Genomic DNA, 22,395 nt, shown 5'->3' on the forward strand with positions numbered 1-22,395 from the left:
CTCAGGCAGCTCCGCGTTCGATTCCATGGGGGTCGGCCACGATCGGCCAGATGGTCTTCGGCGCCCGGCGATAGCGGGTCGTCGCCGGGTTGTTAGGATAGGGGGTTCCTGCCGAACAGTACAGGATTTCAGCGGCGATCTTCGAGAAGGATGCGAAGAAATGGTTGGTCGATTTGATAACTAGGATCTTCTGCTTGGTCGGATCGATGCCCATTACCGAAAACAGGCTCGGATCGAAGCTCTGCGCCCGCGTCGAATTGAGAATGATGTCTATGCCGTTCAAAACGATATGAGCCGCATCACCGAAAGGGGCGAGGCTCTCGCCGAACTGCATCTCGGCATTCTTCACCAGTTTGACGACCTTCACCATCCCGTCGACGGGACTACCGGTTCCCGGTGCCGATTTTGCGCCGAAGCGCAGCGGAATTTCAGCACCCTCGCCCGCAGCAAAACAGATCTGAACGGCGATTGGATCCCAGATGGTGCCGATCGCAGCACTCTTCACGCCGCGAGCGAGGAGCTCTTCGAGGATGACGGTGGCATCGCCGGCGGTTCCGCCACCCGGATTGTCCCAGACATCGGCAATGACGACCGGCCAGCTTTTGGCGGCCATCGCCCGCGATACGGCTTCCTTTTCGTCGATCTGCGGCACCATGAAGGTGCCGCGCTTGGAAAACAGCTCCATGCCGAGTTCGCGCGCCAGAGCCGCACCCTTTTGCGGATTGTCGTCGGTGACGACAAGCAGCTTGGTGCCCATCTCCGGCACATCACCGACCATGAAGCCGTGAACCACGGAGATCGACAGGATATCAGGATCTTCCTTTTCGATCCGCATGATCTTGTCGACGAAGGAGCGCATCGGATCGCGTGAGGTCGGGAAGACATCGATCATGCGGCAGTCGAACACCGAATTGACCGGCTTGATCCTGCCCTCAAGCGTGTCGACGGCGATGCGCCAGAGATCCTCAGCGCGATCGACGAAATCCGTATGCGGAAATTCCTTGAAATAAACCGCGAAATTCAGTGCTTCAAGGCGCTTCCTGGTCAGGTGGCTATGCGGGTCGAGTTCAGCGCAGATCAGCACATCAGGCCCAACGATGTCGCGCATGAGGGTCAAAAGGTCGCCTTCCGTATCTTCGTATCCCGCTGCCACCATTGCCCCATGCAGGCCCATCACCACGGCATCGACAGGCATTGCCGCGCGAAGCTGGTCGAGGATTTCGTCTCGCAGCCCTTCATAAGCCTGGCGGTTGACGAGGCCGGCCGGGTCGGCCCACGCTGCCGTGCCTTCGATCAGCTCCCAGCCTTTTTCAGCGGTGACGCGGCGGCCGACGGTAATCGGCGCAGTGCAAAGGGTCGGAGTTTCCGGATGCTGACCGGGCGGCGCATAGAGAGATGCTTCGAAAGCGCGGCGATCCACGCAGATCGGGGAAAACGTATTAGTTTCGGTCGCCAGTGCCGCCGTGAAAATGCGCAAGTGGGTTAGCCTTGTTTTACGCCGCCGCCTCAACCCATCGGGTTCGGCAGGTAGCCGGTAAATCCGCAGATCTTCCACCGTCCCTCGTGGAGCTTGCAATAATAGAGCGTCTGCCACTGCATGAGGTCGCGGGTGCCATCGCTCTTCGTCAGGCTGCCGTCGAACTTCTTGCGGACAAGCGCCGTGTTGCCCTCGATCTCGATGTCCTCGAGCCTCGTGGTCGTGAAGATGGCGCTGCGCGTATCCTCGGCGAAGCTCTGTGCCGCAAATTCCTTTGCCTGCCTCAGCCACTCGTCCCGATAGGCGACAAGCGTCGGAAATGCCAGACGCCACTTGTCGGGGCTGACCTGTTTGCCACCATCGATGCCGATAAAGCCTTCCTCGATGAAATCATCTTCGACCATTGACCAGTCGGCAGCCAGAAAGGCATCGATGTCGCGGGGCACCAGCATCTCCCAGATGGCGTGCCGTGCGGCGTCGGAGGGCTGGAAAGGATTCTTGAAAGGATCACGCATATTCCGCCCCTCGATTTAAATTCTTTTCATAAATGGCGTTTTTCACTGGTCAAAATCCGCTTTCTATGGTCCCTTGTCAACTTATCAAGAAAATAATTTGCAGGGATCAGGAATGTCCATCAAGCGATATGGCACTGTTCAGACCGGCGCCGGCGGCAAGCCCTTGCCCTTCGCGCGCGCCGTCGAAGCAGATGGCTGGCTCTATGTTTCCGGTCAGGTGGCGATGGAAAACGGCGAGATCATCGACGGCAATATCGTTACCCAGACGCACAAGACCATCGCCAATGTGCTCGCCATTCTCGACGAAGCCGGATACGGCGTCGAGGATGTGGTGCGCGTCGGCGTATGGCTGGACGATCCGCGCGATTTCTGGACCTTCAACAAGATCTACCAGGACTATTTCGGCGCACATCCGCCGGCCCGCGCCTGCGTCCAATCGTCGATGATGGTGGATTGCAAGATCGAGATCGACTGCGTTGCCTACAAGAAGAAGAGTTGACTGACGATCGGCGGGAGGATCGGCTTGGACATCTTTTCCACATTGCAGGAAGACAGGAGCCGGCTCTCCGCCTCCGAGAGTCGCATCGCCGACATTGTCGTCAATGATTTCGAATTCGCCGTGAATGCCTCGATCATCGAGCTCGCCGAACGCGCAGAAGTCTCGCCGCCGACGGTCACGCGGTTCTGCCGCCGCCTCGGCTGCGACAGCTTTTCCGATTTCAAGGTGCAGCTTGCCCGCACCGCCCATGTCGGCGTGCGTTACCTGAAGCCGGAATCAAAGAGCAGCGATCCGGCCGATGTCGCTCAGGATATTATCACCAAGGCGCAGAACGCCCTTTTTCTGGTGCACCGCTCGCTGGATCTGGCCGCGATCGAAGCGGCTGTCGCGCAGATCGCCAAGGCGGAGATGATCTACGCCTTCGGTTCGGGCGGCAATTCCTCGATGATCGCCAATGAACTGCAAAACAGGCTCTTTCGGCTTGGCCTGCGCATCACGGCCAGCTCCGACCACGGCATGCAGCTGATGATGGCAGCAGCGGCAAAGTCCGGCGATGTGATCATCGGCTCGTCTTTTTCCGGTCGTAATGCCGAGCTGGTTCGGGCCTTTGCGCTGGCAGGCGAAGCCAAGGTAAAGACGATTGCGCTGACACAGACGGGCAGCGCGGTCGCCAAGGCCGCCGATATCGTCGTGCCGATCGATATTCCTGAAGGCACGAACATCTTCCGCCCGACATCGACGCGCATCGCCTACATCGCGACCGTCGATATCCTGGCGAGCCTTGTCGCTTACGCCGTCCGACCGAAGGCGACGGTCACGCTGAGGCGCATCAAGCAACAGCTGGTGACTTATCGCGACGGCGACGACGACAAGCAACTGCTCGGTGATTGATCAACAGAAGGAAGCAGCAATGACACGATCAGTGGCCATCGTGACCGGAGCAGCAGGCGATATCGGAGTAGCAATCGCTGGTCGGCTCGCCGACGATCATGACACTATCGTGCTCGCGGACATCGATCCCGACGCTGCGGCAGCCGTTGCCGGCGCATTGGGGCCAGCCGACCGCTTCGTCGTCGTCGAATGCGACGTGACCAGCGAGGAAAGTGTAGCGGCTCTTGCCGCGCGCACGGCCGGGCTCGGCAGTCTGCGCACCCTCGTCAACAATGCTGGTGCTGCCCGCGCCGTCAGCCTGCATGATACGACGCCGGAAATCTGGCGTGCCGACAATGCGCTCAACCTCGAAGCGGCATTTCTCTGTTTCCGCGCCGTCGAAGACCAGCTGAAGGCGTCTCGGGGCTCGATGGTCAACATTGCCTCGGTCAACGGCATGAACGTGTTCGGCCACCCGGCCTATAGCGCGGCCAAAGCCGGACTTCTGCATTTCACCCGGCTGGTTGCCGTCGAATACGGAAAATTTGGTATCCGCGCCAACGCCGTTGCCCCCGGGACGGTGAAGACGCGGGCTTGGGAGGTTCGCGCGGCCGCCAATCCCAATGTCTTCGAGGATGCCCGTCGCTGGTATCCGCTGCAGCGCGTGGTCGATCCGACGGACGTCGCCAATGCCGTCGCCTTCCTGGCGGGGCCGCAGGCTGCGGCGATCACCGGTGTCTGCCTGCCGGTCGACTGCGGCCTGACAGCCGGCCAGGCCGAGCTTGCCCGGACGTTCTCCCAGTCCGAGCACTACTGAAAATCATAAAAAACACCGAGAGGAACGAGATATGAAACCGGCCGACTATCGCCTGGAAAGCAGCTGGAATCCCAATGGTGGGACGAATGGCGCTTTCACCTTCACGCTTTTCAATCTTTCCAGTGAGGCGCTTTCCGGTTTCACACTTGTCTACACTTCGCTCACACGGGTCGTCGATGCCGCGGCATGCGACAATGCTACATTTCTGAGACGCAACGCCAATTTTCATGAATTCGAACCACCGGCCGGACTGACCCTGGCTGCGGGCGACCGCTGGACCTTCACGGTCGCCGGCCTGCACCGCCCGGCGCGGCATTGCACTGACGGCGCCAAGTCGGCCTATCTGACGTTGTCATCCGGAAAGCATGTGCCGGTCGCCGTTTCCGATCTGCTGCTCGAAGGTCGTGTGAGTGAACCTCCGCCCGTGCTCCTGCCCGAGGGCCGCCTCGACCTGCCTTTTGCGTTGCAGCCCTGGCCGGCCGAGATCGATGCGAAGCCGGGCGACAGTTTTCCGGTCGTTCTCTATCCGGAGGGTGCCAGCGCAGACGAATTATCGGCAATATCTGCCTGCATTTCACTAACCCGTCGCCTTTTCGAAAGCGACCATTCGGTTTTCAATCTGGTCGCCTCGCCGCAGGGGCGCGCCCTTGCCTTCAGCAAGAATGCCTCGCTCGACGCCGAAGCCTACCGGCTGGCCTTCTCGGCGGATCGCGTGACACTTTCCTATGCCGGCACCGCGGGGCGCCAGTATGGATTGACCTCGCTCGCACAGATGCTCCATGGGGCGCGGGCAAGCAATGGCAAATTCCGCTTCCCGGTTTCCGGAACGATCTCCGATCGGCCCCGCTACAGCTGGCGCGGCTGCCATCTCGACGTTTCCAGGCAATTTTACCCCGTTGACGACGTCAAGCGGCTGATCGACATCCTTGCCTGGTTCAAGCTCAACATCTTCCACTGGCATCTGACCGACGACGAGGCCTGGCGCCTGGAGATCAAGGCCTATCCGCAGTTGACGACTGCGGGCGTGTTGCGAGGTCCAGACGAGCCGCTCTTGCCGCAACTTGGCAATGGTGCCGAGCCTGCCGGCGGCTTTTACACACAGGCCGACGTCCAGGACATCGTCGCGCATGCAAGCTCCCTTCATGTCGAGGTCGTGCCGGAGATCGATATTCCCGGCCACAATGCAGCGACGCTGATCGCTCTTCCCGATCTGACGGATGGCCAGGAAGCACCCGAAAGCTACCATTCGGTCCAGGGCTATCCAAACAATGCGTTGAACCCGGCCGTGCCGCTGACCTATGCATTCCTGGAGACGGTCTTCGACGAAATGGTCGAGCTCTTTCCCTCTTCCTATATCCATATCGGTGGGGACGAAGTGGCGAACGGCTCCTGGCTCGCCTCGCCGCTTGCCATCAAGCTGATGGCCGAAGAAGGCATTTCCGGCACTTTCGGACTGCAGTCCTACTTCCTGAAACAGATCAAGGCGATGCTCGACAAGCGTGGCCGCAAGCTTGCGGGCTGGAACGAGGTTGCCCATGGCGGGGGGGTCGCAGCGAAGGACAGCCTGCTGATGGCCTGGGAAAATCCCCAGGTCGGCATCGAACTTGCCAAACAAGGCTATGACGTCGTCATGACGCCGGGCCAGGCCTACTATCTCGACATGGTGCAGGCCGAGGCCTTCCAGGAACCCGGCGCAAGCTGGGCCGGCACCGTTCCACCAGCCCACACCTATGCCTATGAGGCGGCCGGCGAATTTCCTGAAGAGCTGAAGCACAAGCTCAAGGGTGTCCAGGCCTGCATCTGGTCGGAACATTTCCTGTCACGCGGTTATTTCAACCGTCTCGTCTTCCCGCGTCTTCCAGCAATTGCCGAAGCTGCCTGGACGCCGAGAGCAGCCAAGAATTGGGACCGGTTCGCGGCGATCGCGCCGCTGAGCCCAACGCTTTAACATGGTAATCGAGAGGCAGTCGGCGCCACGATCTTGATCCGAAAAGTGGGCGCCCCTGGCAAGGGTCGGGCGCGACCAGCCTGACCTTGCCATTCAAAAGGAAATTCGGCTAAACGGCCAGTGCTCCCCTCCCCGCTGGCGCGACTGACATTGATCCACGGCGATCCTTGCAAAGACGGTAATTTTGCTCGTCCTCGCTGATGCGCTCCAAACCATTGCTGATGATGACGATGAACCGCCTGATCCCCGATGTCTTCCGCAATCCTGCAATCCGGGTGAGCATGATTGCCATCTTCACGTTCGGTTTTGCCGGCGCGACTACAAACCCTTATCGATCCGTGGTCGGTATCGTCGAACTCGGCCTGTCGAACGGTGTTTACTCCGCGCTGATCTTCGCAGCCGCAGCCGTCAACGTCGTCGTCAGCATTCTTTTCGGCAATCTTGCCGACCGGCTCGGTGAATATCGCACGATGATGCTCGTTTCCGCGACATTCGGCATTCTCGGCTATGGCGCGGTCTATTTTTTCCCGACCCGGGAAATCTTTGTTCTCAGCGCTCTCCTGCTGCTGCCGATCTATGGATCGCTGAACTCGTTGCTCTTTGCCAATGTGCGCGCGGCGGCCAGAGGAATGGCGTCCGGCGAGATTGCGACCGTCAATTCCGGGACACGGGCAATGATTTCGCTTTCCTGGGTGCTCGTTCCCGGGTTTACGGGCGTTCTGCTCTCCTCCTCGCCGTCCATGTTGCCGGCCTATTTGTTTGCCTGCATGTCCTGTCTGGTCTGTGTCGGCCTTATCGGCATCCTGCTGCCGCGGCAAAGCGGCACCGACCGAGCTGCCACGCACCATCTCTCCTATCTGGCCGCTCTCGGCGAGGTGATCTCTCCAAGGATCATCAGCCGGGTCATGGCGGTCGCGCTGATCAGCAGCACGCTGCATGTAAACGACGCGATATTTCCCCTCGTCGTCACCGGCGCCGCTCACGGCACGGTCGCCGATATCGGAATTCTGGTGGGGATCGTCGCGCTCTTGGAAGTGGTCTTCATTATCGTATGGTCGCGCATGCTGCGCATCGTCAGCCAGCTTGCAGCCCTTACCCTCGGGGCATTGATCTATGCGCTCTATCTGACGCTTCTAGCCTTTGCCGATCAACCCTGGCATGTCTACGCCCTCACCATCATCAGCGGCATTGGCGCAGCGTCGCTGATCTCCATCCCGATCACCTACCTTCAGGATCTGATCGCCGAGCGGCCGGGTCTCGGCAGCGCGTTGATCTCCGTCAACATCTTCCTCAGCGCCGGGTTGAGTGCGCTCCTTTTTGCGGCGGGAACCGCCGTCACCAGCTATTCCGGCACCGCGGTGGTCAGTGCTTTTTCGGGGCTTGCCGGGACCGCATGGCTGCTGTTTCTCGACCGGCGCCGGCGCTGACCCTAAATGTTTTCCCGGCATTTGATGGTGCATTATTTCTTGGAATCGAGGGAGAACGCTTTCGAAGCGATACGGGATAGACCAGAAGACCGTAGCGCCGGCATCCGTTCGTCGTTTATCGGGACCAGGGATTAATCACTTTCCACCCAGCGGCCTCGAACGGGCTTGTGTCGCGTGTTGCGACTGCGAGGCCATACGCAACTGCTATGGCGGCAATATCGCCATCAGCCGTGCCGATCGCTTTCCCAAATCTTCGAGCGCGTACGCGCGAGGTCCGGATTAGGGATCCGGTCGCTTGTCGCGATGATGCCGAAGCTCTACCGGGGTTCCAGTCCCACGTCTGGACGCCGAAGGGCTGCGCAATCTGTTCCCATCACACCGGTCGGTACATGGGCAAGCGTCGCACATTCGCCCGGAAAGCCATTGCTGCTAGCAACCTCGGTAACGATAGACCAAGTGGACTCCGGTGATATGGCGATATAGCCTAGATTTGTCGCGTCGAGCGCAGACCCCTAGCCACCGCTATGTCCCTGATATAAAAACTGTTTTGCCGCAGTCTCGCGAATGTGATCTTTGATCATCGCGCGAAAGTCGCGCAACGTGCGAAAACCAATGTGCTGCGCAAGTCTGTGAACCGTCGTTTGAGACACCCCGCAATGGCGCGCGATCGCGGCGGCGCTTTCGAAAGCCATCAGTTCTGGGCGATCCATGATCTCTCGTGCGACGCGCTCGAGACTGTCGGGAAAGACGATGCGTCTTTTAGCGATCAGGTACTTCAGTTCCTGCAATGTCTCGGGAGGGAAGAGGTCTGTATCCTTCGTCATTACGCTTGCCTTCCCAAACGTCGTCTTCCGGCAATCTCGGTGCGATGTACATTCGCGGGCGGCGCGTCAGCTGAATGGCGATACGGCAATGTGAGGACATGGCCGCATCGCATCGAGCTTGTTAACCGACCGTCACGGGTTTGCCTGTCTGCCAGCTTACTGTTGCGGCTTCCGCCAGTTTCTGCGCCTGAAGTCCATCATAGCCACCGGGCCTCAGTGACCGAGTGCCTGTGTCGATCGCATCAATGAAAGCATCGATCTCGTTGGCGTACGCCTGGGCGTAGCGCTCGAGAAAGAAGTGTTGAACGGGATCCCCGCTTACGCCGTTCGCGTTGGAAAATTCGACGCTCGTGGCGGCGATATTCTTTGCCGCAAGCATACCGAAAGCCCCATGCACTTCGATGCGCTGGTCGTATCCATAAGTCGCACGGCGTGAATTGGTGATGACGGCAATGCGGCCCGAAGCCGTCTGCATCTGCACGGCGGCGGTATCCACATCCCCCGCGGCGCCGATTGCCTGGTCGACGAGAGACGCCCCAAGCGCGTTCACGACGACGAATTCCTCACCCATGAGAAAGCGAGCCATATCGAAGTCATGGATCATCATGTCGCGGAACAGACCGCCGGAAGACTTGACGTAGTCGGCGGGCGGGGGCGCGGGATCCCGGCTCGTGATCGTCACGATCTCAATCGCGCCGACATCGCCACGGCGCAGGCGCGCCTCCAGACTGGCAAAGTTGGGGTCAAAGCGGCGATTGAAGGCGATCATCAAGGTCGACCTGTTTTTCTCAACGACCTCGAGGCAGCTGTTGATGCGTTCGACCGACAGGGAGACCGGCTTTTCGCAAAGAATTGCCTTGCCGGCTCTCGCGGCCGCCTCGATGAGGTCTGCGTGGCTCGGGGTCGGCGTCGCGATAAGGATTGCATCGACGTTCGGTGACCTGACGACGTCCTCCGCGTCGGCAACCTCGGCGCCGGTCTGCGCTGCGAGAGTCTCTGCCGATGCTCTGAAAGCATCCGCCACATAGGCAAGCTTCGCCTTCGGGTTCGCCGCGATGGTTGCGGCATGCACTTTGCCTATCCGGCCGGCGCCAATCACTCCAAACCTGATCATTGATGTCTCTCCATTGCAAATTTTGACGATCGAAATATTTAAACGGTGAACGCGTCGCGAAAGCGGGCAAGCGCCATCTCGTCGTCACCGGAGGCCCACGCCTCCATGCCGATCATGCCGCGATAACCCATGTCTTTAAGCGCGCGGGCGATGGCCTTGTAGTTGATCTCCCCGGTGCCGGGTTCCATGCGCCCAGGAACATCCGCCACCTGGATCTCGCCGATATATGGCAGGGCGCGCCGACACAGCTCGATCAGGTTCCCCTCGCCGATCTGGGCGTGGTAGAGGTCCAGGTTTAGCTTCAGCGCCGGCCGGTTAACAGACGAAACGAGGGCGAGCGTATCCTCGGCCTTGGCAAACGGAGTCTTGGGGTGATCGACTGCCTGATTGAGGTTTTCGAGCACGAAGGTTACGCCCTCCTGATCCCCGAGCTCGGCGATGCGGTTCAGCGTATCGCGTGCCTTGAGCCACATGGCACCAGTCACCTGGTCAGCCTTCACGACCGGCAGCCCGTCGCCGTCGAGACCGGTGCCATGCAAGTTGAGACGCGGGCAATTCAGCTGTCGCGCAACGGGGATCGATAACTTCGCGGTTCGCAATAGTTCGTCCGCGCCTTCGTCATCAGCAAGCGTGCCGGACACATAGCCCGTCATTGACGAAAAGGCTGCTCCCGATCGCGCAAGCGCGGCGATGTCGTGTTTCGTCCAATCCCAGATTTCGGCGTGAAAGCCGAGTTCGGTGATACGCTTCAGCCTGTCGACAATAGGAAGCGACTTGAAGACCATCTCAGCGCAGACAGCGAGCGTGAAGGGGGATGATGTATTCGACGGATCGTCGGTCATTTACCATTTCCATGTTTGATGATTGAGAATGCGGCAGCCCGCCAAAGCCAATCGGGCACCGCAGGACAAGCCGGTCTAGATCGTGCCGCCGAGCTCTTCGGACAGTTGCTGCAGTTCCTTGCCGCCCGCCATCAGGTTCTGAAGCTCATCCATCGCGATATCGGTCTTGGCAAAAGTGCCGAGCGTCTGGCCGCGATTGAGGATGGTGAAGCGGTTCGCGACCGCGTAGGCGTGCCGAACATTGTGGGTAATGAAGATCACCCCCAGTCCGTTCTGCCGGACCTGGTGGATGTATTTCAGTACCATCGAGGTTTGCGCCACGCCGAGCGCCGAAGTAGGCTCGTCGAGGATAAGGATCTTGGCGCCGAAATAGACCGCGCGCGCAATTGCAACGCATTGGCGTTCGCCACCGGACAGAGTGCCCACGGCCTGATTGGGATCGCGGATATCGATGCCGATTTTACGCATCTCTTCACGGGTGACATCATTGCAGTGCGCCAGATCGAAGTGACGGAATGGGAAGATGCCTTTGCATGGCTCCCGACCCATGAAGAAATTGCGCGTGATGGACATCAGCGGAATCATGGCGAGATCTTGGTAGACCGTCGCAATCCCCGCATCGAGCGCGTCGCGCGGGCTGCGGAAGCTGACGGGCCTTCCTTCAACCAGGAAAGTCCCTCCGCTTGGCCGGACGACACCGGACAGCGTCTTGATCAAGGTGGATTTGCCCGCGCCATTGTCGCCAAGGAGACAAAGCACTTCGCCGGCCGAAACTTGTATCGACACGCCGTTGAGAGCGATCACGGAGCCGTAATGCTTGACAATGTCGGTCACTTCGATGATCGGCGTTCGGTTATTGACGTCTGGCATGATCAGCGCTCCCCAGTAACCTTGCGGCGGATGAAATTGTTGAAGAGGACAGCCAGCAGCAGCATTGAGCCGAGGAAGACCTGAAACCAGTCGGAGTCGAACTGGGTATAGGTCAAGCCGATCGAAACCGAGCCGAAGATGATCGCTCCGAAGAAGGCGCCAATCGCTGAGCCGTACCCGCCTGTGAGGAGGCACCCGCCAATGACGGCGGCGATGATCGCTTCGAACTCTTTTTGAAAACCGCGCCGGGCATCGGTCGAACCGGCGTCAAGCACGGTGATGATGGCGACTAGCGCCGCAGCACACGCCGTCAAGGCGAACAAGCCCGTCTTCACCCGATGTACTGGGACGCCGGAGTTTCTTGCTGCATTGGGATCGCCGCCGGCCGCGAAGATCCAGTTGCCCATGCGAGTACGCAGCAGAACCCATGTTGCAGCCACGGCAAGCACGACGAACCACAGGACTGATACGGGGATGCCGGTGACCTTCGGCAAACCATTTGGGAACTTGTCGATCAGATCGTGATCTGCAAGCCAGACGAACAGGCCCTTCAGCGCATCGCCGGAAAAGAGCCCGAGCAGCGGACTGTCCTTCACATGGTCGCCGATGCCGCGAAGCTGCGTCGAGCCGCCTGTCGCCGATTTCAGACCGACGAGCGTCAAGCCGCGTAGTATGAAGAGGAATGCCAGGGTCACAATGAACGACGGAAGGCGCGTGTGAATGACGATCTGCCCGTTGATCGCGCCCATGAAGGCCGCAAACAGCATCGTCATGACGATGGCAACCGAAAGCGGTTGACCGAAATTCGTCAGGATGACGCCGAAGATCAATCCTGCGAAAGCCACCATCGAGCCGATCGACAGATCGAATTCTCCGCCGATCATGAGCAGTGCCGCGGCAATGGCGAGGATTCCCAATTGCGATGCCGGCGCCATGATGGTCATCATGCCTGAAAGGGAAAACATCGTTGAATCGGCGGTGAGAAAGAAAAAGACGATGACGAGTGCAAGGCCAGCCACGGCGCCAAGCTCGGGCCGCCGCATCATATGCGTTAGAAAACTCACCTGTTTGACGCGCTCATCGGCCTTCGGCGCAGCCGCCGCCTTTTGCTCAAGCGAAGCCATAATTCCTCCCACGGAATCGTAATTTAGGGTAACGGCGGCGCTGCTCAGCACCGCGCTCTGTCAGCCAAACCCCCTCCCCCGTTCAGGGGAGGAGATTCGGGGAGAATGCCTTTCGGCAATTCTTTTCAGCGAATGCCCTTGGCGGAAAGATCCACGACCTGGGCGGCCTTCTCCTTGGTGATCAGGTTCGGGCCGGATGGGACATTGCCCCCTGGGATAAGCCCGTATTTGGCGTAGTTGGCCAGGAATACCACGGGCAGATAGCCCTGCAGGAACTGCTGTTGATCGATCGCGAAGGCTGCTTTACCATCGGCCACGGCCTTCAGGAAATCTGCTGAAAGGTCGAAAGTCGCCACCTTGATTTTGCCGGTCATTCCGACGTCCTCGACAGCCGCCAGAGACGGCTCGCCGGCGGTTCCGGCGCCGAGCGCCATGACCGTATCAACCGCCGAATTGGAACTCAGTGCCGCCTTGACCTTCGCGCGGACATCGGCCGGATCGTTGCTGACGGGCAGAACCGTGACCTTGCCACCGAAACCGTCGGCAAAGCCCTTGCAGCGCAGATCGAGCGCGACATTGCCGACCTCCTGATTGACGCACAAGCCTTCCTTGCCGCCCAGCTCATGCAGCTTGGCACCGGCGGCCTTGCCCGCGGTGTATTCGTCCTGGCCGACATGCAGAAGCGCTCCCAGCTCTTTCGAAACATCCGATCCCGAGTTGATCGAGATAACCGGAATGCCGGCGGCCACGGCCTTCTTGATCGACGGGCCGAGCGCCGAGGCGTCCGGAATGGAGACGATAAGCCCGTCAGGCTTCTGATTGATGGCCGCATCGATGAGCTGCCCCATCGAAACCATGTCGAATGTTTCCGGCGCCCGATAGTCGACGTTGACGCCGATATCCTTAGCAGCCGCGTTGACGCCATTCTTAACGACGGACCAAAAAGGATCATTGGCCTGGCCGTGAGTGACGGCAACGATGCGAATGTCCGCAGCGCTGACAACTGCTGCAGAGCACATGAGCGCAACAGTAGCGGCAGCGCCCGCGAGAAGCGATTTCAAACCTAGTTTCATCTTACCCTCCCAAAAACAGTCCGCCCGCACGGACCCAAGATGCTACCGGTTGCATTCCCGTTTGCACCCGGTAGCAAGCTTGGCAAAAATACTTTATTGTCGACAAAAATCAAGCATCCATTCCATTTTTATTTTTTTGTGGAATATTTGTTCCATCGCGAGGAGACGAGTATGCGCAAGCGGGCAACGGCGAGAGAGGTGGCAGAAGTCGCCGGCGTATCGAAATGGACTGTGATCCGTGCATTCACACCTGGTGCTTCCATTACCGACGTCAGCCGGCAAAAGGTCCTTCAGGCAGCAGAGGCGCTGAACTATTCGCCCAACCTGCTCGCTCGCAGCCTTGCAACCAACACCACGCATCAAGTCGCCGTCTTCGTCGACGACTTTGCCAATCCGCACAAGCTCCCGGTTTTGGAGATGTTGACCGAGCGCCTGCAGGCGGAGGGGCTGTTGACCGTATTGATCAACATCAATCGCCATTTCGATCACGTTCACGCGCTGATCAACGCCGATCAACGACAATTCGACGCCGTGATCCTGTTCGGTACCGCCTTTCGTGAGGAAACGCTGGGTGACCGACGGCTTGGCCCAGGTTTACCGCCAATGTTTGTCCTTGCAAGAGACAGTCAGATCCCCGGCGTGCCCGCAATCGCATGTGACACCGAGCTCGCTCTCAGCGAGATCGTCGGCTATTTGTTCGACAAAGGGTACCGCCGCCCGGGCTTCATGATGGGAGCAAGAACCCTGTCGACCGCTCTGGGCAGGCGCCGTCACTTTGCGAATCATTGGCGGCAGAAGGGCATTGAGGGCGTCGTGGAACTGACTGCGGAAAAATATAGCGTTCAGGCCGGCGCTGAAGCAGCGCGGGTTTATTTGAGCGATTGCCCACCGGGCTCGCGCATCGACGTTTTGATGTGTGAGAACGACATTTTGGCGCTTGGAGCAATGGACGTCGCCAGAAGCGAATTTGGACTTCGAGTTCCACAGGATCTCGCTGTCGTCGGTTTTGACAATATCGAACTGGGAGGCGTTCCCGCATACGGGCTGACCAGTTACGAGCAGCCCACCGAAGAGATGATCAGCGTGATGGTTGCCATGGTAACCGGCAAGCGTAACGCCGAAATGGTTCTTCTGCCAGGTAGCCTTGTGCCAAGAGCATCGGCTTGACGCGCCTCTTACAAAACGCATACGGGCTCAAATTTGCATAGGTTTATAGACCGCCTCGATGGATTAGAACTGGCATGGCGACCGTGATCAAACGCAGATAATCGCCTGATAGAATGAGCTTTTTTGCGTAACCTGAACTTATGGAACTGAGGTGGGCGTCTCATAGATATGTTGAGACGCTTACGTTGCGAGCCGTCGAGTTGTTGGCATCAAGAATTGGTGTCAGCGCTTTCACACTTAAAGCCTTAAACGCTCGGCCTTCTCTCGCGGCTGATGGCCTTCACCCTGCGCTCACGTTCGAAGCATTTGACGACGACGCTGGATCGTACATGAAAGTTGGAAACTTGGCGCGAATGACATCGATGATAGAAAGCGTTCCGGACAGATGCTTCCGAAGAGCAGAGACCGCCGCCCGCTCGTCTCCGGACCTGATCGCATCAACGATCGCATGGTGCTCCTGCAACAAGGATTGAATCTTTCCCTCCATGGGGAGATTCAACCGTCGCAGCCGATCGAGGTGCACGCTTTGCTGCCTGATCACCTTCCACAGAAGCGCGTTTCCACTGTGCTCATAGAGAACACGGTGAAACTCTCGATCAAGCGCGTCGAACTTGTCGTAGGTGGACGGGTCTGCAACGGCCTCCTGCTGTCGCAGTACTCGGTCCAGAGCTTCTGCAGTGTCCTTGGATGAGATGCTCGACAGCCGTCTTACCGCTTCGAGTTCCACCGATAGCCGAAGGAACTGTGCCTGCCTTGCGTGGTCGACGTCAATGCGGGAGACACGAGTGGCATATTGCGGGAAAATGTCCACCAGCCCATCTTCCTGTAATCTCAACAAAGCGTCACGCACGGGCGTCTGGCTCACCCCAAATTCTTCCATCAACGTCGCCCGCGAAAGAACCGTTCCTGGTTCTAGTGCCACGGTAAGTATTCTTTCCTTAAGGATTTCATGCACTTGCACTGCAACCTGCCTGGAGCGGTCAAGCAGCAGAAAGCCGGTTTTCGTCGCCATCGATAGTCTCCAAATCAGTCATTGATCCTTCATAGCGCATAAATCGGGTTGATGCACTGATGTTTTAGTGTACTAATAGCGTACGGTCGCGCTAGGGAGTGGCGGCCCAAAACCGATCATTGGGAGGATAAGATGATCAATTTTACACGCGGGCTCGCCGCGCTAGCTGCCGTCGTAGGAATGGCGTTGCCTGCGGCTGCGCAGGAAAAGACATCCATTTCGATCACGCGTCAGCCGGGCATCCTTTACCTCGCCAGTCACGTGATGGAGACGCAGAAGCTCATCGAGAAAGAGGCCGACGCTCTCGGCGTCAAGGGTGTCACTGTCGAATGGCGGACCTTTAGCGGCGGCGGCGCTCAGACAGACGCGCTGCTTGCTGGCAACGTCGACATCGTCAACACGGGGACGGGTAACCTGCTTCTGCTTTGGGACCGGACGAAAGGCAAGGTGAAGGGCATCATCACCAGCTCAGCTCAGCCTGTGATCATGGTTTCCAACGATCCACGCATCAAGTCGCTGGACGATATCACCGCCCAAGACAAGATCGCAGTGCCGACCGTTGGTGTTTCAACGCAAGCTATCCTCCTCCAGATCGCAGCAGCCGCGAAATATGGCGACGATCAGGTCAAGAAGTTCGACGCGAACACTGTACAGCTCGGCCATCCTGACGCCGTGGCGGCGATCGCAAATCCGAACCATGAAGTGAAAAACCATTTCTCGGCTCCGCCGTTTCAATACATCGAACTGAAGCAGAAGGGCGTTCACCGCGTTACGGATTCGCGCGAGATCATTGGCGGCGCTCTGACCCAAGCCACGTTCTTCACGACGACGAAGTTCGCCGACGAAAACCCGACGCTGGTCAAGGCTGTTCGTGAGGCGACGAAGAAGGCAATCGCCTCCATCAAAGCGGATCCGAAAGCCGCGCTGGAATCTTACAAGAAGGTTTCCGGCGACAAGACCTCGATCGACGATCTGATGTCGATCCTCAACGAGCCAGGCTTCATTGACGACTACCGAACTGACCCGCAGGGCACGATGAAGTTCGCAACCCATCTGCATAAGATCGGCACTCTGAAGACGATGCCCGCCGCATGGACGGACTACTACCTTCCAGAGTCGGCTGATCTGAACGGCAACTAAGGCGCCCTCTGTGCATCGGCGTGGACGCGCCGATGCATGCGCAATCACACAAGGAATTTCCCAATGCTACAAGCGACCGTCTCGGCCGGGCCAAGCCTCGTCCAACAACCAGCGCGGCAGCCGCTTCTCAGCGTCGACAAGGTCACCTTGCGATACAAGACGCCGAGCCTTCTGGTCACTGCCACCGAAGGCGTGAGCTTTAATGTCTGTCAGTCTGACCGCTTCGTCCTCCTTGGTCCGTCGGGATGTGGCAAGTCGACACTTTTGAAAGCGGTCGGCGGCTATATGAAACCGTCTGCCGGGACCATCACCATCAACGGACGGCAGGTCACAAAGCCTGGTCCGGACCGAATGATGGTCTTCCAGGAGTTCGATCAGTTGATGCCCTGGAAGACGGTTCTCCAGAATGTGATGTTCCCTCTCCTTGTAGCGCGCAAGCTTCCGGAGAAGGAAGCTGAAGAGATTGCAAGAACGTACATCGATAAGGTCAAACTGACGCGCGCGGTAGACAGCTTCCCACACACGCTCTCGGGCGGCATGAAGCAGCGTGTTGCAATTGCACGTGGCATGGCGATGCAGCCGGACATTCTTTTGATGGACGAACCCTTTGCAGCGCTGGACGCGCTCACACGTCGCCAGATGCAGGACGAGTTGCTTCAGCTATGGGAAGATACGAAGTTCACGGTAATCTTTGTCACCCACTCGATTGCAGAAGCGATCAAGATTTCGAACAGAATTCTTCTTCTTTCGCCGCACCCGGGGCGAGTGAAAGCAGAAGTGATCAACGCCGATGCTGCTGCCCACGAGGACGGCAGCGCCGCGGCCCTTGAGAAAGATATCCACGATCTGCTCTTCTCAGAGCCTGGACACCGGGAGTAGAGACATGAACAAGCCGCAGATCCTGCTTGCCGATAACAATTCCGGCGCAACCGCCACTCACGGAAACATCGCAGCGGTGGAACAAAAGCTCTCTCCGTTCGAGCTCGTTTGGGGCATTGGAGCCTTGCGTAAGGCCCTGATCATTGTCGTGTTGGGTGTGCTCTGGCAGCTCTACGCAACGCATCTCGACAACCCGCTTCTGTTTCCCACGCTAACCGATACGTTCCACACCCTCGTCGATCGCTTCGCAGACGGCACCTTGCCTGCGCGCATCTGGACGACCTTGAAGATCCTTCTCATGGGTTATGCGGCAGGCACGGCGCTAGCGGCAGTTCTCACGGTCTTGGCCATCAATACGCGCATCGGCACCGACTTTCTCGAGACGATGACGGCGATGTTCAATCCCCTGCCCGCCATCTCTCTGTTGCCACTCGCGCTGATCTGGTTCGGCCTCGGCGCCTCCAGTCTCGTGTTCGTCCTCATCCATTCCGTGCTGTGGGCGGTTGCACTCAACACCCATTCCGGTTTCCTCGGCGTATCGAGAACGTTGCGAATGGTCGGCGCGAACTATGGTCTCACGGGCTTCTCGTATGTTACGCGCATCCTGATCCCTGCCGCCTTCCCTTCAATCCTGACCGGCCTGAAGATCGGATGGGCCTTTGCCTGGCGAACACTCATTGCCGCCGAACTTGTCTTTGGCGTCTCTTCCGGCCAGGGCGGCCTTGGCTGGTTCATCTTCGAAAACCGGAACCTGCTCGACATCCCCGCCGTATTCGCTGGACTCCTGACGGTCATCGTCATTGGCCTCATCGTCGAGAACCTCGTGTTCCAGACGCTGGAGCGCCACACCATCCAGAAGTGGGGAATGAAGGAATAGTCGGCGCCCGTCGCCAGCGGGGTCCGACACCTTCTAACATGCACACTGTCTCATGCGCCGCATGCGTCAGCAAGCAAGACACGTGGAATGAACTCATGACGAAGAAGACACCTGATACCTTGCGATCCGCGCGCTGGTTCTCTCCGGATGACCTGCGCAGCTTTGGTCACCGATCGCGCCTGATGCAGCTCGGCTATGCGGAAGAAGATTTCCGCGACAAACCCATTATCGGGATCATGAACACCTGGTCGGAACTCAATTCCTGCCACTCGCACTTCAAGGAGAGGGTGCAAGACGTGAAGCGCGGCGTCGCCCAGGCGGGCGGCTTTGCGGTCGAAATGCCGTCTCTCTCCGTAGACGAGAGCTTCACCAAGCCGACCTCGATGCTCTATCGTAACATGCTGGCGATGGAAGCAGAGGAAATGATCCGCTCCCACCCCCTCGACGGGGTGGTGCTCATGGGTGGTTGCGACAAGACCACTCCCGGTCTTGTCATGGGCGCACTCTCCGCAGGCGTCCCTATGATCTACCTGCCCGCCGGACCCATGCTCCGTGGCAACTATGCAGGCAAGATCCTCGGCTCGGGATCGGATGCGTGGAAATACTGGGATGAGCGACGCGCCGGGAACATCTCCGACGACGAATGGCTGGGCATCCAAGGCGGTATCGCACGCTCGGCCGGAACATGCATGACGATGGGGACAGCGAGCACAATGACGGCGATCGCGGATGCGATGGGCCTTACCCTCCCCGGCGCCTCTTCGATTCCTGCTGTCGATGCTAACCACCAGCGTATGTCGGCCTCGTGCGGCCGCCGCATAGTCAATATGGTATGGGAAGATCTCACGCCTGATAAGATCGTCACCAACGCCTCATGCCGAAACGCGGCGATCGTCGCAATGGCGACCGGATGCTCCACCAACGCCGTGGTCCATCTTATCGCAATGGCGAGACGAGCGGGCGTCGAACTAACACTTGATCATCTTGATGAACTCGGCCGGGTCACGCCGCTTATCGCCAACGTACGTCCCTCCGGCAAGGACTACCTGATGGAAGACTTCTTTTATGCAGGGGGCCTCCGCGCACTTATGAAGCAGTTGGACGATCGTCTCGACCTCACCGCGCTGACCGTCACGGGAAAGACGATGGGTGAAAACCTCGAAGGGGCGCAGGTCTTCAATGACGATGTGATCAGGCCGCTAAACAACCCCGTCTATCACGAGGGCTCGCTTGCCGTCCTGCGCGGCAATCTTTGCCCTGACGGTGCGGTCATCAAGCCCGCGGCGTGCGATCCCAAATACCATGTCCACCAGGGCCCGGCGCTGGTATTCGACAGCTACCCGGAAATGAAAAAGGCGATTGACGACGAAAACCTGGACGTGACGCCCGATCACGTCCTGGTGCTTCGCAACGCTGGTCCGCAGGGCGGTCCGGGCTTTCCTGAATGGGGAATGCTCCCGATCCCGAAAGCGCTTATCAAAAAGGGCCATCGAGACATGCTCCGCATTTCCGATGCTCGCATGTCGGGCACCTCCTACGGAGCCTGTGTTCTGCACGTCTCCCCCGAAAGCTTCGTAGGAGGCCCGCTCGCTCTCCTGAAGACAGGCGATATCGTCCAGCTCAATCTTCCTAACCGCACGCTCGACATGCTTGTCGGCGAAGAGGAGCTTGCCCGTCGCAAAGCGGCTTGGCAGGCACCAGAACCGCGCTTCCAGCGCGGTTGGGGCTGGATGTTCTCCCGTCACGTTACGCAGGCAGACAAGGGCTGCGACTTTGACTTCCTTCAAACCGACTTCGGCCGCGCTGCGGGCGAACCAGATATCTTTTGAGGTGACTATGACCGACTACGTACTCTCAGACGCAACGCGCGCTGCGTTCAAGAAGATCTCGACTGCGTCGATCGCCACCGCGCTCTACAAGCGCGGCCTTCGCAACCAATTCATCCAGGGCGTCGTCCCTGTCTCTCCGAAGGCCGAAACAATGGTCGGCCAAGCGTTCACGCTCAGGTACATTCCAGCCCGCGAAGACCGAAATCCCATCACCGTATTCCGCAATGCAGATCATCCGCAGCGCGTCGCCGTGGAGACCTGCCCGGCCGGCCACGTTCTCGTAATGGATGCACGCAAGGATGCCCGCGCAGCGACGGCTGGCTCCATTCTCATCACTCGGCTTGCTCTCCGAGGTGCCGCGGGCGTCGTATCTGACGGCGGCTTCCGTGACGCGGAGGGAATCGGCGCACTTGACATGCCAGCCTATTTTTCCAAGCCGTCGGCTCCCACCAATCTCACTCTGCACGAGGCGCTGGATATCAACGTCCCGATTTCATGCGGCGATGTTGCGGTGTTTCCGGGAGACGTCCTCGTGGGCGACCGCGATGGAGTAATGGTCATTCCAGCTCACCTCGCCGATGAACTGGCCGACGAATGCGCAGAGATGGAGAGCTACGAAGACTTTGTCCTTGAACAGGTGAAGGGTGGCGAGCAGATCATTGGTCTCTATCCGAGGACCAAGGAAGAGTACGAGCAGCGCTATGCAGACTGGCGCGTTCAAAACAACCGCTAGCAAAAGCCGACCGGGGATGGGTGATGCAGCCGCTTGAGACCGCACTTGGCAAAGCGTCGGCGAGCCGCACCCGGGGCACATTCCACGGGTACCGGTCGTCGCTTCCCGTCGGATTCCTTCTACGAAGGCGAATTTCATTGTCATCTCAACCGGCCATGAGCGCGTGACGCAAGCTCGGTTTCCAGTAGGGAAGTGGCGGGCGGCTTGGTCGCCGCTTGGAGGTTCTTCGGGCAGTTTCGGCTGCCTCATGTTCTTATTCGCCTGCTCCGCCTGACGAATAAAGTAAGGCTATTGTCACATATCTCGGAAATCAACTGTATCGACCGTGTTATACGCTGCTCAATATCGGTAATGCCGCCGTTCGCATGTATCGAGGCCGAATTGTATATTGGCTTCATCCGAAAGCCAGGGGCTATAGGGGCAGGAAGCTTATAAACATCTTCGCAGCAGAATATCCGATCAGGAACAACCGTCAGCCCCGGGAGTTAATGCTTTAGTCGGGCGTAAGCGTAATTGGAGCGTGGCGCTCTCCTCGATCCTCGGATATTCCGAGGTTGCTTCCAGCTTTCGAGCTGTGACGCGGGGTTCGAATCCCTGCCCCGACAACCATACCGATACATCGAATCGTGCCGGGCTATTTTACGTCGGGCTACCTCAGCCTGGCGTCGGCGCGGCATCCTTCTCAGACGGATGCCTCTTCACGTTGCCATCGAACTGCGCCGCATCAGCTGATGAGTTTCGATTCGTTTGCATCGCCAAGGTCGGGCGGCACACAGCCCCCTTTGTCTGCCACGGTGAGGAGGAGGTCCGCTCCTTCCGAGGCCAGCGTGACTCCACGCTCCCACATCGTCGTTCCGGAAGCCTTCGGTCAAATTCGATTTCGTGCCGAGCGCAGCAAGCAAGACGACGCAGCATCTTCGTGGATGTGTGAAACTGTTGTAACCGACCTTTATGGCAGTAAGACTTCCGGTCATGGTTTTCTGGGACCTAAGTCCCGGCTTCGAACCAAATTGGCTTCGCGCTGTTTCCTTTGCATAAAGAAGGAGGACTGACATGACATTCGAGCCGGAAACCCTCGCTCATGATCAGCTTGCGGTTGTGCAGACGGCGATGTCCGCGGAACCGGAACTGGAAAGTTCGTCGATCTCTGTGAGCATGGTCGGCAGAAGCGTTCTGCTTGAAGGCTATGTGGCCGGCTACGTTGATCGGGAGAAAGCGACTGCTATCGCTGCGTCGATAGTCGGGCCCGAGAACGTGCACGACCGGATGCGAGACGCGGATAAAATGGCAGATATTACGTCTGCCCGGTAAATCCTACTTCGCCGCGGCGACGACCTCGACAATTAGCTCGACGTCCT

21 protein-coding genes and 1 pseudogene are annotated in these 22,395 nt (G+C 58.7%); 12 read left to right on the plus strand and 10 right to left on the minus strand.

Going from position 1 to position 22,395, the window contains the following annotated elements; translation table 11 throughout:
- Position 1: 1 nt before the first annotated feature.
- Together FHT92_RS16975 and FHT92_RS16980 are read right to left on the minus strand one after the other, a co-directional pair.
- Positions 2–1,477, minus strand: coding sequence for a M81 family metallopeptidase (locus tag FHT92_RS16975; protein WP_183827316.1), 1,476 nt, complete (start codon positions 1,475–1,477; stop codon positions 2–4).
- A gap of 29 nt (positions 1,478–1,506) precedes the next feature.
- Positions 1,507–1,992, minus strand: a complete 486-nt coding sequence (locus FHT92_RS16980) for a hypothetical protein (RefSeq protein ID WP_183827319.1) — start codon at positions 1,990–1,992, stop codon at positions 1,507–1,509.
- Positions 1,993–2,104: 112 nt separating this feature from the next.
- On the opposite strand from FHT92_RS16980, the gene FHT92_RS16985 reads away from it, so the two are divergent.
- From FHT92_RS16985 to FHT92_RS17005, 5 genes are all read left to right on the plus strand, one after another.
- The gene (locus FHT92_RS16985) at positions 2,105–2,491 is read left to right on the plus strand and encodes a RidA family protein (protein WP_183742142.1); all 387 of its coding nucleotides are present in this window, start codon (positions 2,105–2,107) and stop codon (positions 2,489–2,491) included.
- A gap of 24 nt (positions 2,492–2,515) precedes the next feature.
- Positions 2,516–3,382 (plus strand): MurR/RpiR family transcriptional regulator, encoded by an 867-nt coding sequence (locus tag FHT92_RS16990; protein ID WP_183827322.1) that lies wholly within the window; start codon positions 2,516–2,518, stop codon positions 3,380–3,382.
- A gap of 19 nt (positions 3,383–3,401) precedes the next feature.
- Positions 3,402–4,178: an SDR family oxidoreductase gene (locus FHT92_RS16995; RefSeq protein ID WP_183742138.1), complete on the plus strand. Its 777-nt coding sequence runs from the start codon at positions 3,402–3,404 to the stop codon at positions 4,176–4,178.
- A 31-nt stretch (positions 4,179–4,209) separates the two neighbouring features.
- On the plus strand, positions 4,210–6,126 hold the full coding sequence (locus tag FHT92_RS17000; RefSeq protein WP_183827325.1) for a beta-N-acetylhexosaminidase: 1,917 nt from the start codon (positions 4,210–4,212) through the stop codon (positions 6,124–6,126).
- Positions 6,127–6,356: 230 nt separating this feature from the next.
- The gene (locus FHT92_RS17005; protein ID WP_183827329.1) at positions 6,357–7,553 is read left to right on the plus strand and encodes an MFS transporter; all 1,197 of its coding nucleotides are present in this window, start codon (positions 6,357–6,359) and stop codon (positions 7,551–7,553) included.
- Positions 7,554–7,668: 115 nt separating this feature from the next.
- On the opposite strand, the pseudogene FHT92_RS29330 reads toward FHT92_RS17005, so the two are convergent.
- The 7 genes and pseudogenes from FHT92_RS29330 to FHT92_RS17035 all read right to left on the minus strand — a co-directional run.
- Positions 7,669–7,815, minus strand: a pseudogene (locus FHT92_RS29330) (VapC toxin family PIN domain ribonuclease); the annotation flags it as partial.
- Between the two features lie 250 nt (positions 7,816–8,065).
- On the minus strand, positions 8,066–8,377 hold the full coding sequence (locus tag FHT92_RS17010) for a MurR/RpiR family transcriptional regulator (protein WP_183827332.1): 312 nt from the start codon (positions 8,375–8,377) through the stop codon (positions 8,066–8,068).
- 121 nt (positions 8,378–8,498) lie between these two features.
- On the minus strand, positions 8,499–9,491 hold the full coding sequence (iolG, locus tag FHT92_RS17015) for an inositol 2-dehydrogenase (RefSeq protein ID WP_183742130.1): 993 nt from the start codon (positions 9,489–9,491) through the stop codon (positions 8,499–8,501).
- Positions 9,492–9,529: 38 nt separating this feature from the next.
- Entirely contained in the window at positions 9,530–10,333 is an 804-nt protein-coding gene (locus FHT92_RS17020) for a TIM barrel protein (RefSeq protein WP_183827334.1), read from the minus strand.
- Positions 10,334–10,408: 75 nt separating this feature from the next.
- The gene (locus FHT92_RS17025) at positions 10,409–11,203 is read right to left on the minus strand and encodes an ATP-binding cassette domain-containing protein (protein ID WP_183827337.1); all 795 of its coding nucleotides are present in this window, start codon (positions 11,201–11,203) and stop codon (positions 10,409–10,411) included.
- 2 nt (positions 11,204–11,205) lie between these two features.
- Positions 11,206–12,327, minus strand: a complete 1,122-nt coding sequence (locus FHT92_RS17030) for an ABC transporter permease (RefSeq protein WP_183827340.1) — start codon at positions 12,325–12,327, stop codon at positions 11,206–11,208.
- A 125-nt stretch (positions 12,328–12,452) separates the two neighbouring features.
- Positions 12,453–13,400: a sugar ABC transporter substrate-binding protein gene (locus tag FHT92_RS17035; RefSeq protein WP_183827343.1), complete on the minus strand. Its 948-nt coding sequence runs from the start codon at positions 13,398–13,400 to the stop codon at positions 12,453–12,455.
- 171 nt (positions 13,401–13,571) lie between these two features.
- Here FHT92_RS17035 and FHT92_RS17040 point away from each other — a divergent pair, with 171 nt between their 5' ends.
- Positions 13,572–14,567: a LacI family DNA-binding transcriptional regulator gene (locus FHT92_RS17040; RefSeq protein ID WP_183827502.1), complete on the plus strand. Its 996-nt coding sequence runs from the start codon at positions 13,572–13,574 to the stop codon at positions 14,565–14,567.
- Between the two features lie 280 nt (positions 14,568–14,847).
- On the opposite strand, the gene FHT92_RS17045 is transcribed toward FHT92_RS17040, so the two are convergent.
- Positions 14,848–15,579 (minus strand): GntR family transcriptional regulator, encoded by a 732-nt coding sequence (locus tag FHT92_RS17045; RefSeq protein WP_183742123.1) that lies wholly within the window; start codon positions 15,577–15,579, stop codon positions 14,848–14,850.
- A 132-nt stretch (positions 15,580–15,711) separates the two neighbouring features.
- On the opposite strand from FHT92_RS17045, the gene FHT92_RS17050 reads away from it, so the two are divergent.
- The 6 genes from FHT92_RS17050 (at position 15,712) to FHT92_RS17075 (ending at position 22,348) form a co-directional block, all read left to right on the plus strand.
- Positions 15,712–16,719, plus strand: coding sequence for an ABC transporter substrate-binding protein (locus FHT92_RS17050; RefSeq protein ID WP_183827347.1), 1,008 nt, complete (start codon positions 15,712–15,714; stop codon positions 16,717–16,719).
- 63 nt (positions 16,720–16,782) lie between these two features.
- Positions 16,783–17,598 carry an ABC transporter ATP-binding protein gene (locus tag FHT92_RS17055; RefSeq protein ID WP_183827350.1) on the plus strand — a complete coding sequence of 272 codons (816 nt, stop codon included), beginning with the start codon at positions 16,783–16,785 and terminating at the stop codon, positions 17,596–17,598.
- Between the two features lie 4 nt (positions 17,599–17,602).
- Positions 17,603–18,475, plus strand: coding sequence for an ABC transporter permease (locus tag FHT92_RS17060; RefSeq protein WP_183827354.1), 873 nt, complete (start codon positions 17,603–17,605; stop codon positions 18,473–18,475).
- A 95-nt stretch (positions 18,476–18,570) separates the two neighbouring features.
- Complete coding sequence (araD, locus tag FHT92_RS17065; RefSeq protein ID WP_183827357.1) at positions 18,571–20,304, plus strand: L-arabinonate dehydratase; 1,734 nt, start codon at positions 18,571–18,573, stop codon at positions 20,302–20,304.
- 7 nt (positions 20,305–20,311) lie between these two features.
- Complete coding sequence (locus FHT92_RS17070) at positions 20,312–21,037, plus strand: ribonuclease activity regulator RraA (protein ID WP_183827360.1); 726 nt, start codon at positions 20,312–20,314, stop codon at positions 21,035–21,037.
- A 1,053-nt stretch (positions 21,038–22,090) separates the two neighbouring features.
- Positions 22,091–22,348: a BON domain-containing protein gene (locus FHT92_RS17075; protein WP_183827363.1), complete on the plus strand. Its 258-nt coding sequence runs from the start codon at positions 22,091–22,093 to the stop codon at positions 22,346–22,348.
- Positions 22,349–22,395 lie beyond the last annotated feature (47 nt).

This window comes from Rhizobium sp. BK377 (genome assembly GCF_014193935.1).
In the GTDB taxonomy this organism is placed as follows: Bacteria; Pseudomonadota; Alphaproteobacteria; order Rhizobiales; family Rhizobiaceae; genus Rhizobium.

Bases quoted from the DNA above. Each gene is read 5' to 3' on its own strand.
- FHT92_RS16980 (WP_183827319.1), bottom strand. From the start codon at position 1,992: ATGCGTGATCCTTTCAAGAATCCTTTCCAGCCCTCCGACGCCGCACGG.
- FHT92_RS16985 (WP_183742142.1), top strand. From the start codon at position 2,105: ATGTCCATCAAGCGATATGGCACTGTTCAGACCGGCGCCGGCGGCAAG.
- FHT92_RS16995 (WP_183742138.1), top strand. From the start codon at position 3,402: ATGACACGATCAGTGGCCATCGTGACCGGAGCAGCAGGCGATATCGGA.
- FHT92_RS17000 (WP_183827325.1), top strand. From the start codon at position 4,210: ATGAAACCGGCCGACTATCGCCTGGAAAGCAGCTGGAATCCCAATGGT.
- FHT92_RS17005 (WP_183827329.1), top strand. From the start codon at position 6,357: ATGAACCGCCTGATCCCCGATGTCTTCCGCAATCCTGCAATCCGGGTG.
- FHT92_RS17010 (WP_183827332.1), bottom strand. From the start codon at position 8,377: ATGACGAAGGATACAGACCTCTTCCCTCCCGAGACATTGCAGGAACTG.
- iolG (WP_183742130.1), bottom strand. From the start codon at position 9,491: ATGATCAGGTTTGGAGTGATTGGCGCCGGCCGGATAGGCAAAGTGCAT.
- FHT92_RS17020 (WP_183827334.1), bottom strand. From the start codon at position 10,333: ATGACCGACGATCCGTCGAATACATCATCCCCCTTCACGCTCGCTGTC.
- FHT92_RS17025 (WP_183827337.1), bottom strand. From the start codon at position 11,203: ATGCCAGACGTCAATAACCGAACGCCGATCATCGAAGTGACCGACATT.
- FHT92_RS17030 (WP_183827340.1), bottom strand. From the start codon at position 12,327: ATGGCTTCGCTTGAGCAAAAGGCGGCGGCTGCGCCGAAGGCCGATGAG.
- FHT92_RS17035 (WP_183827343.1), bottom strand. From the start codon at position 13,400: ATGAAACTAGGTTTGAAATCGCTTCTCGCGGGCGCTGCCGCTACTGTT.
- FHT92_RS17040 (WP_183827502.1), top strand. From the start codon at position 13,572: ATGCGCAAGCGGGCAACGGCGAGAGAGGTGGCAGAAGTCGCCGGCGTA.
- FHT92_RS17045 (WP_183742123.1), bottom strand. From the start codon at position 15,579: ATGGCGACGAAAACCGGCTTTCTGCTGCTTGACCGCTCCAGGCAGGTT.
- FHT92_RS17050 (WP_183827347.1), top strand. From the start codon at position 15,712: ATGATCAATTTTACACGCGGGCTCGCCGCGCTAGCTGCCGTCGTAGGA.
- FHT92_RS17055 (WP_183827350.1), top strand. From the start codon at position 16,783: ATGCTACAAGCGACCGTCTCGGCCGGGCCAAGCCTCGTCCAACAACCA.
- FHT92_RS17060 (WP_183827354.1), top strand. From the start codon at position 17,603: ATGAACAAGCCGCAGATCCTGCTTGCCGATAACAATTCCGGCGCAACC.
- araD (WP_183827357.1), top strand. From the start codon at position 18,571: ATGACGAAGAAGACACCTGATACCTTGCGATCCGCGCGCTGGTTCTCT.
- FHT92_RS17070 (WP_183827360.1), top strand. From the start codon at position 20,312: ATGACCGACTACGTACTCTCAGACGCAACGCGCGCTGCGTTCAAGAAG.
- FHT92_RS17075 (WP_183827363.1), top strand. From the start codon at position 22,091: ATGACATTCGAGCCGGAAACCCTCGCTCATGATCAGCTTGCGGTTGTG.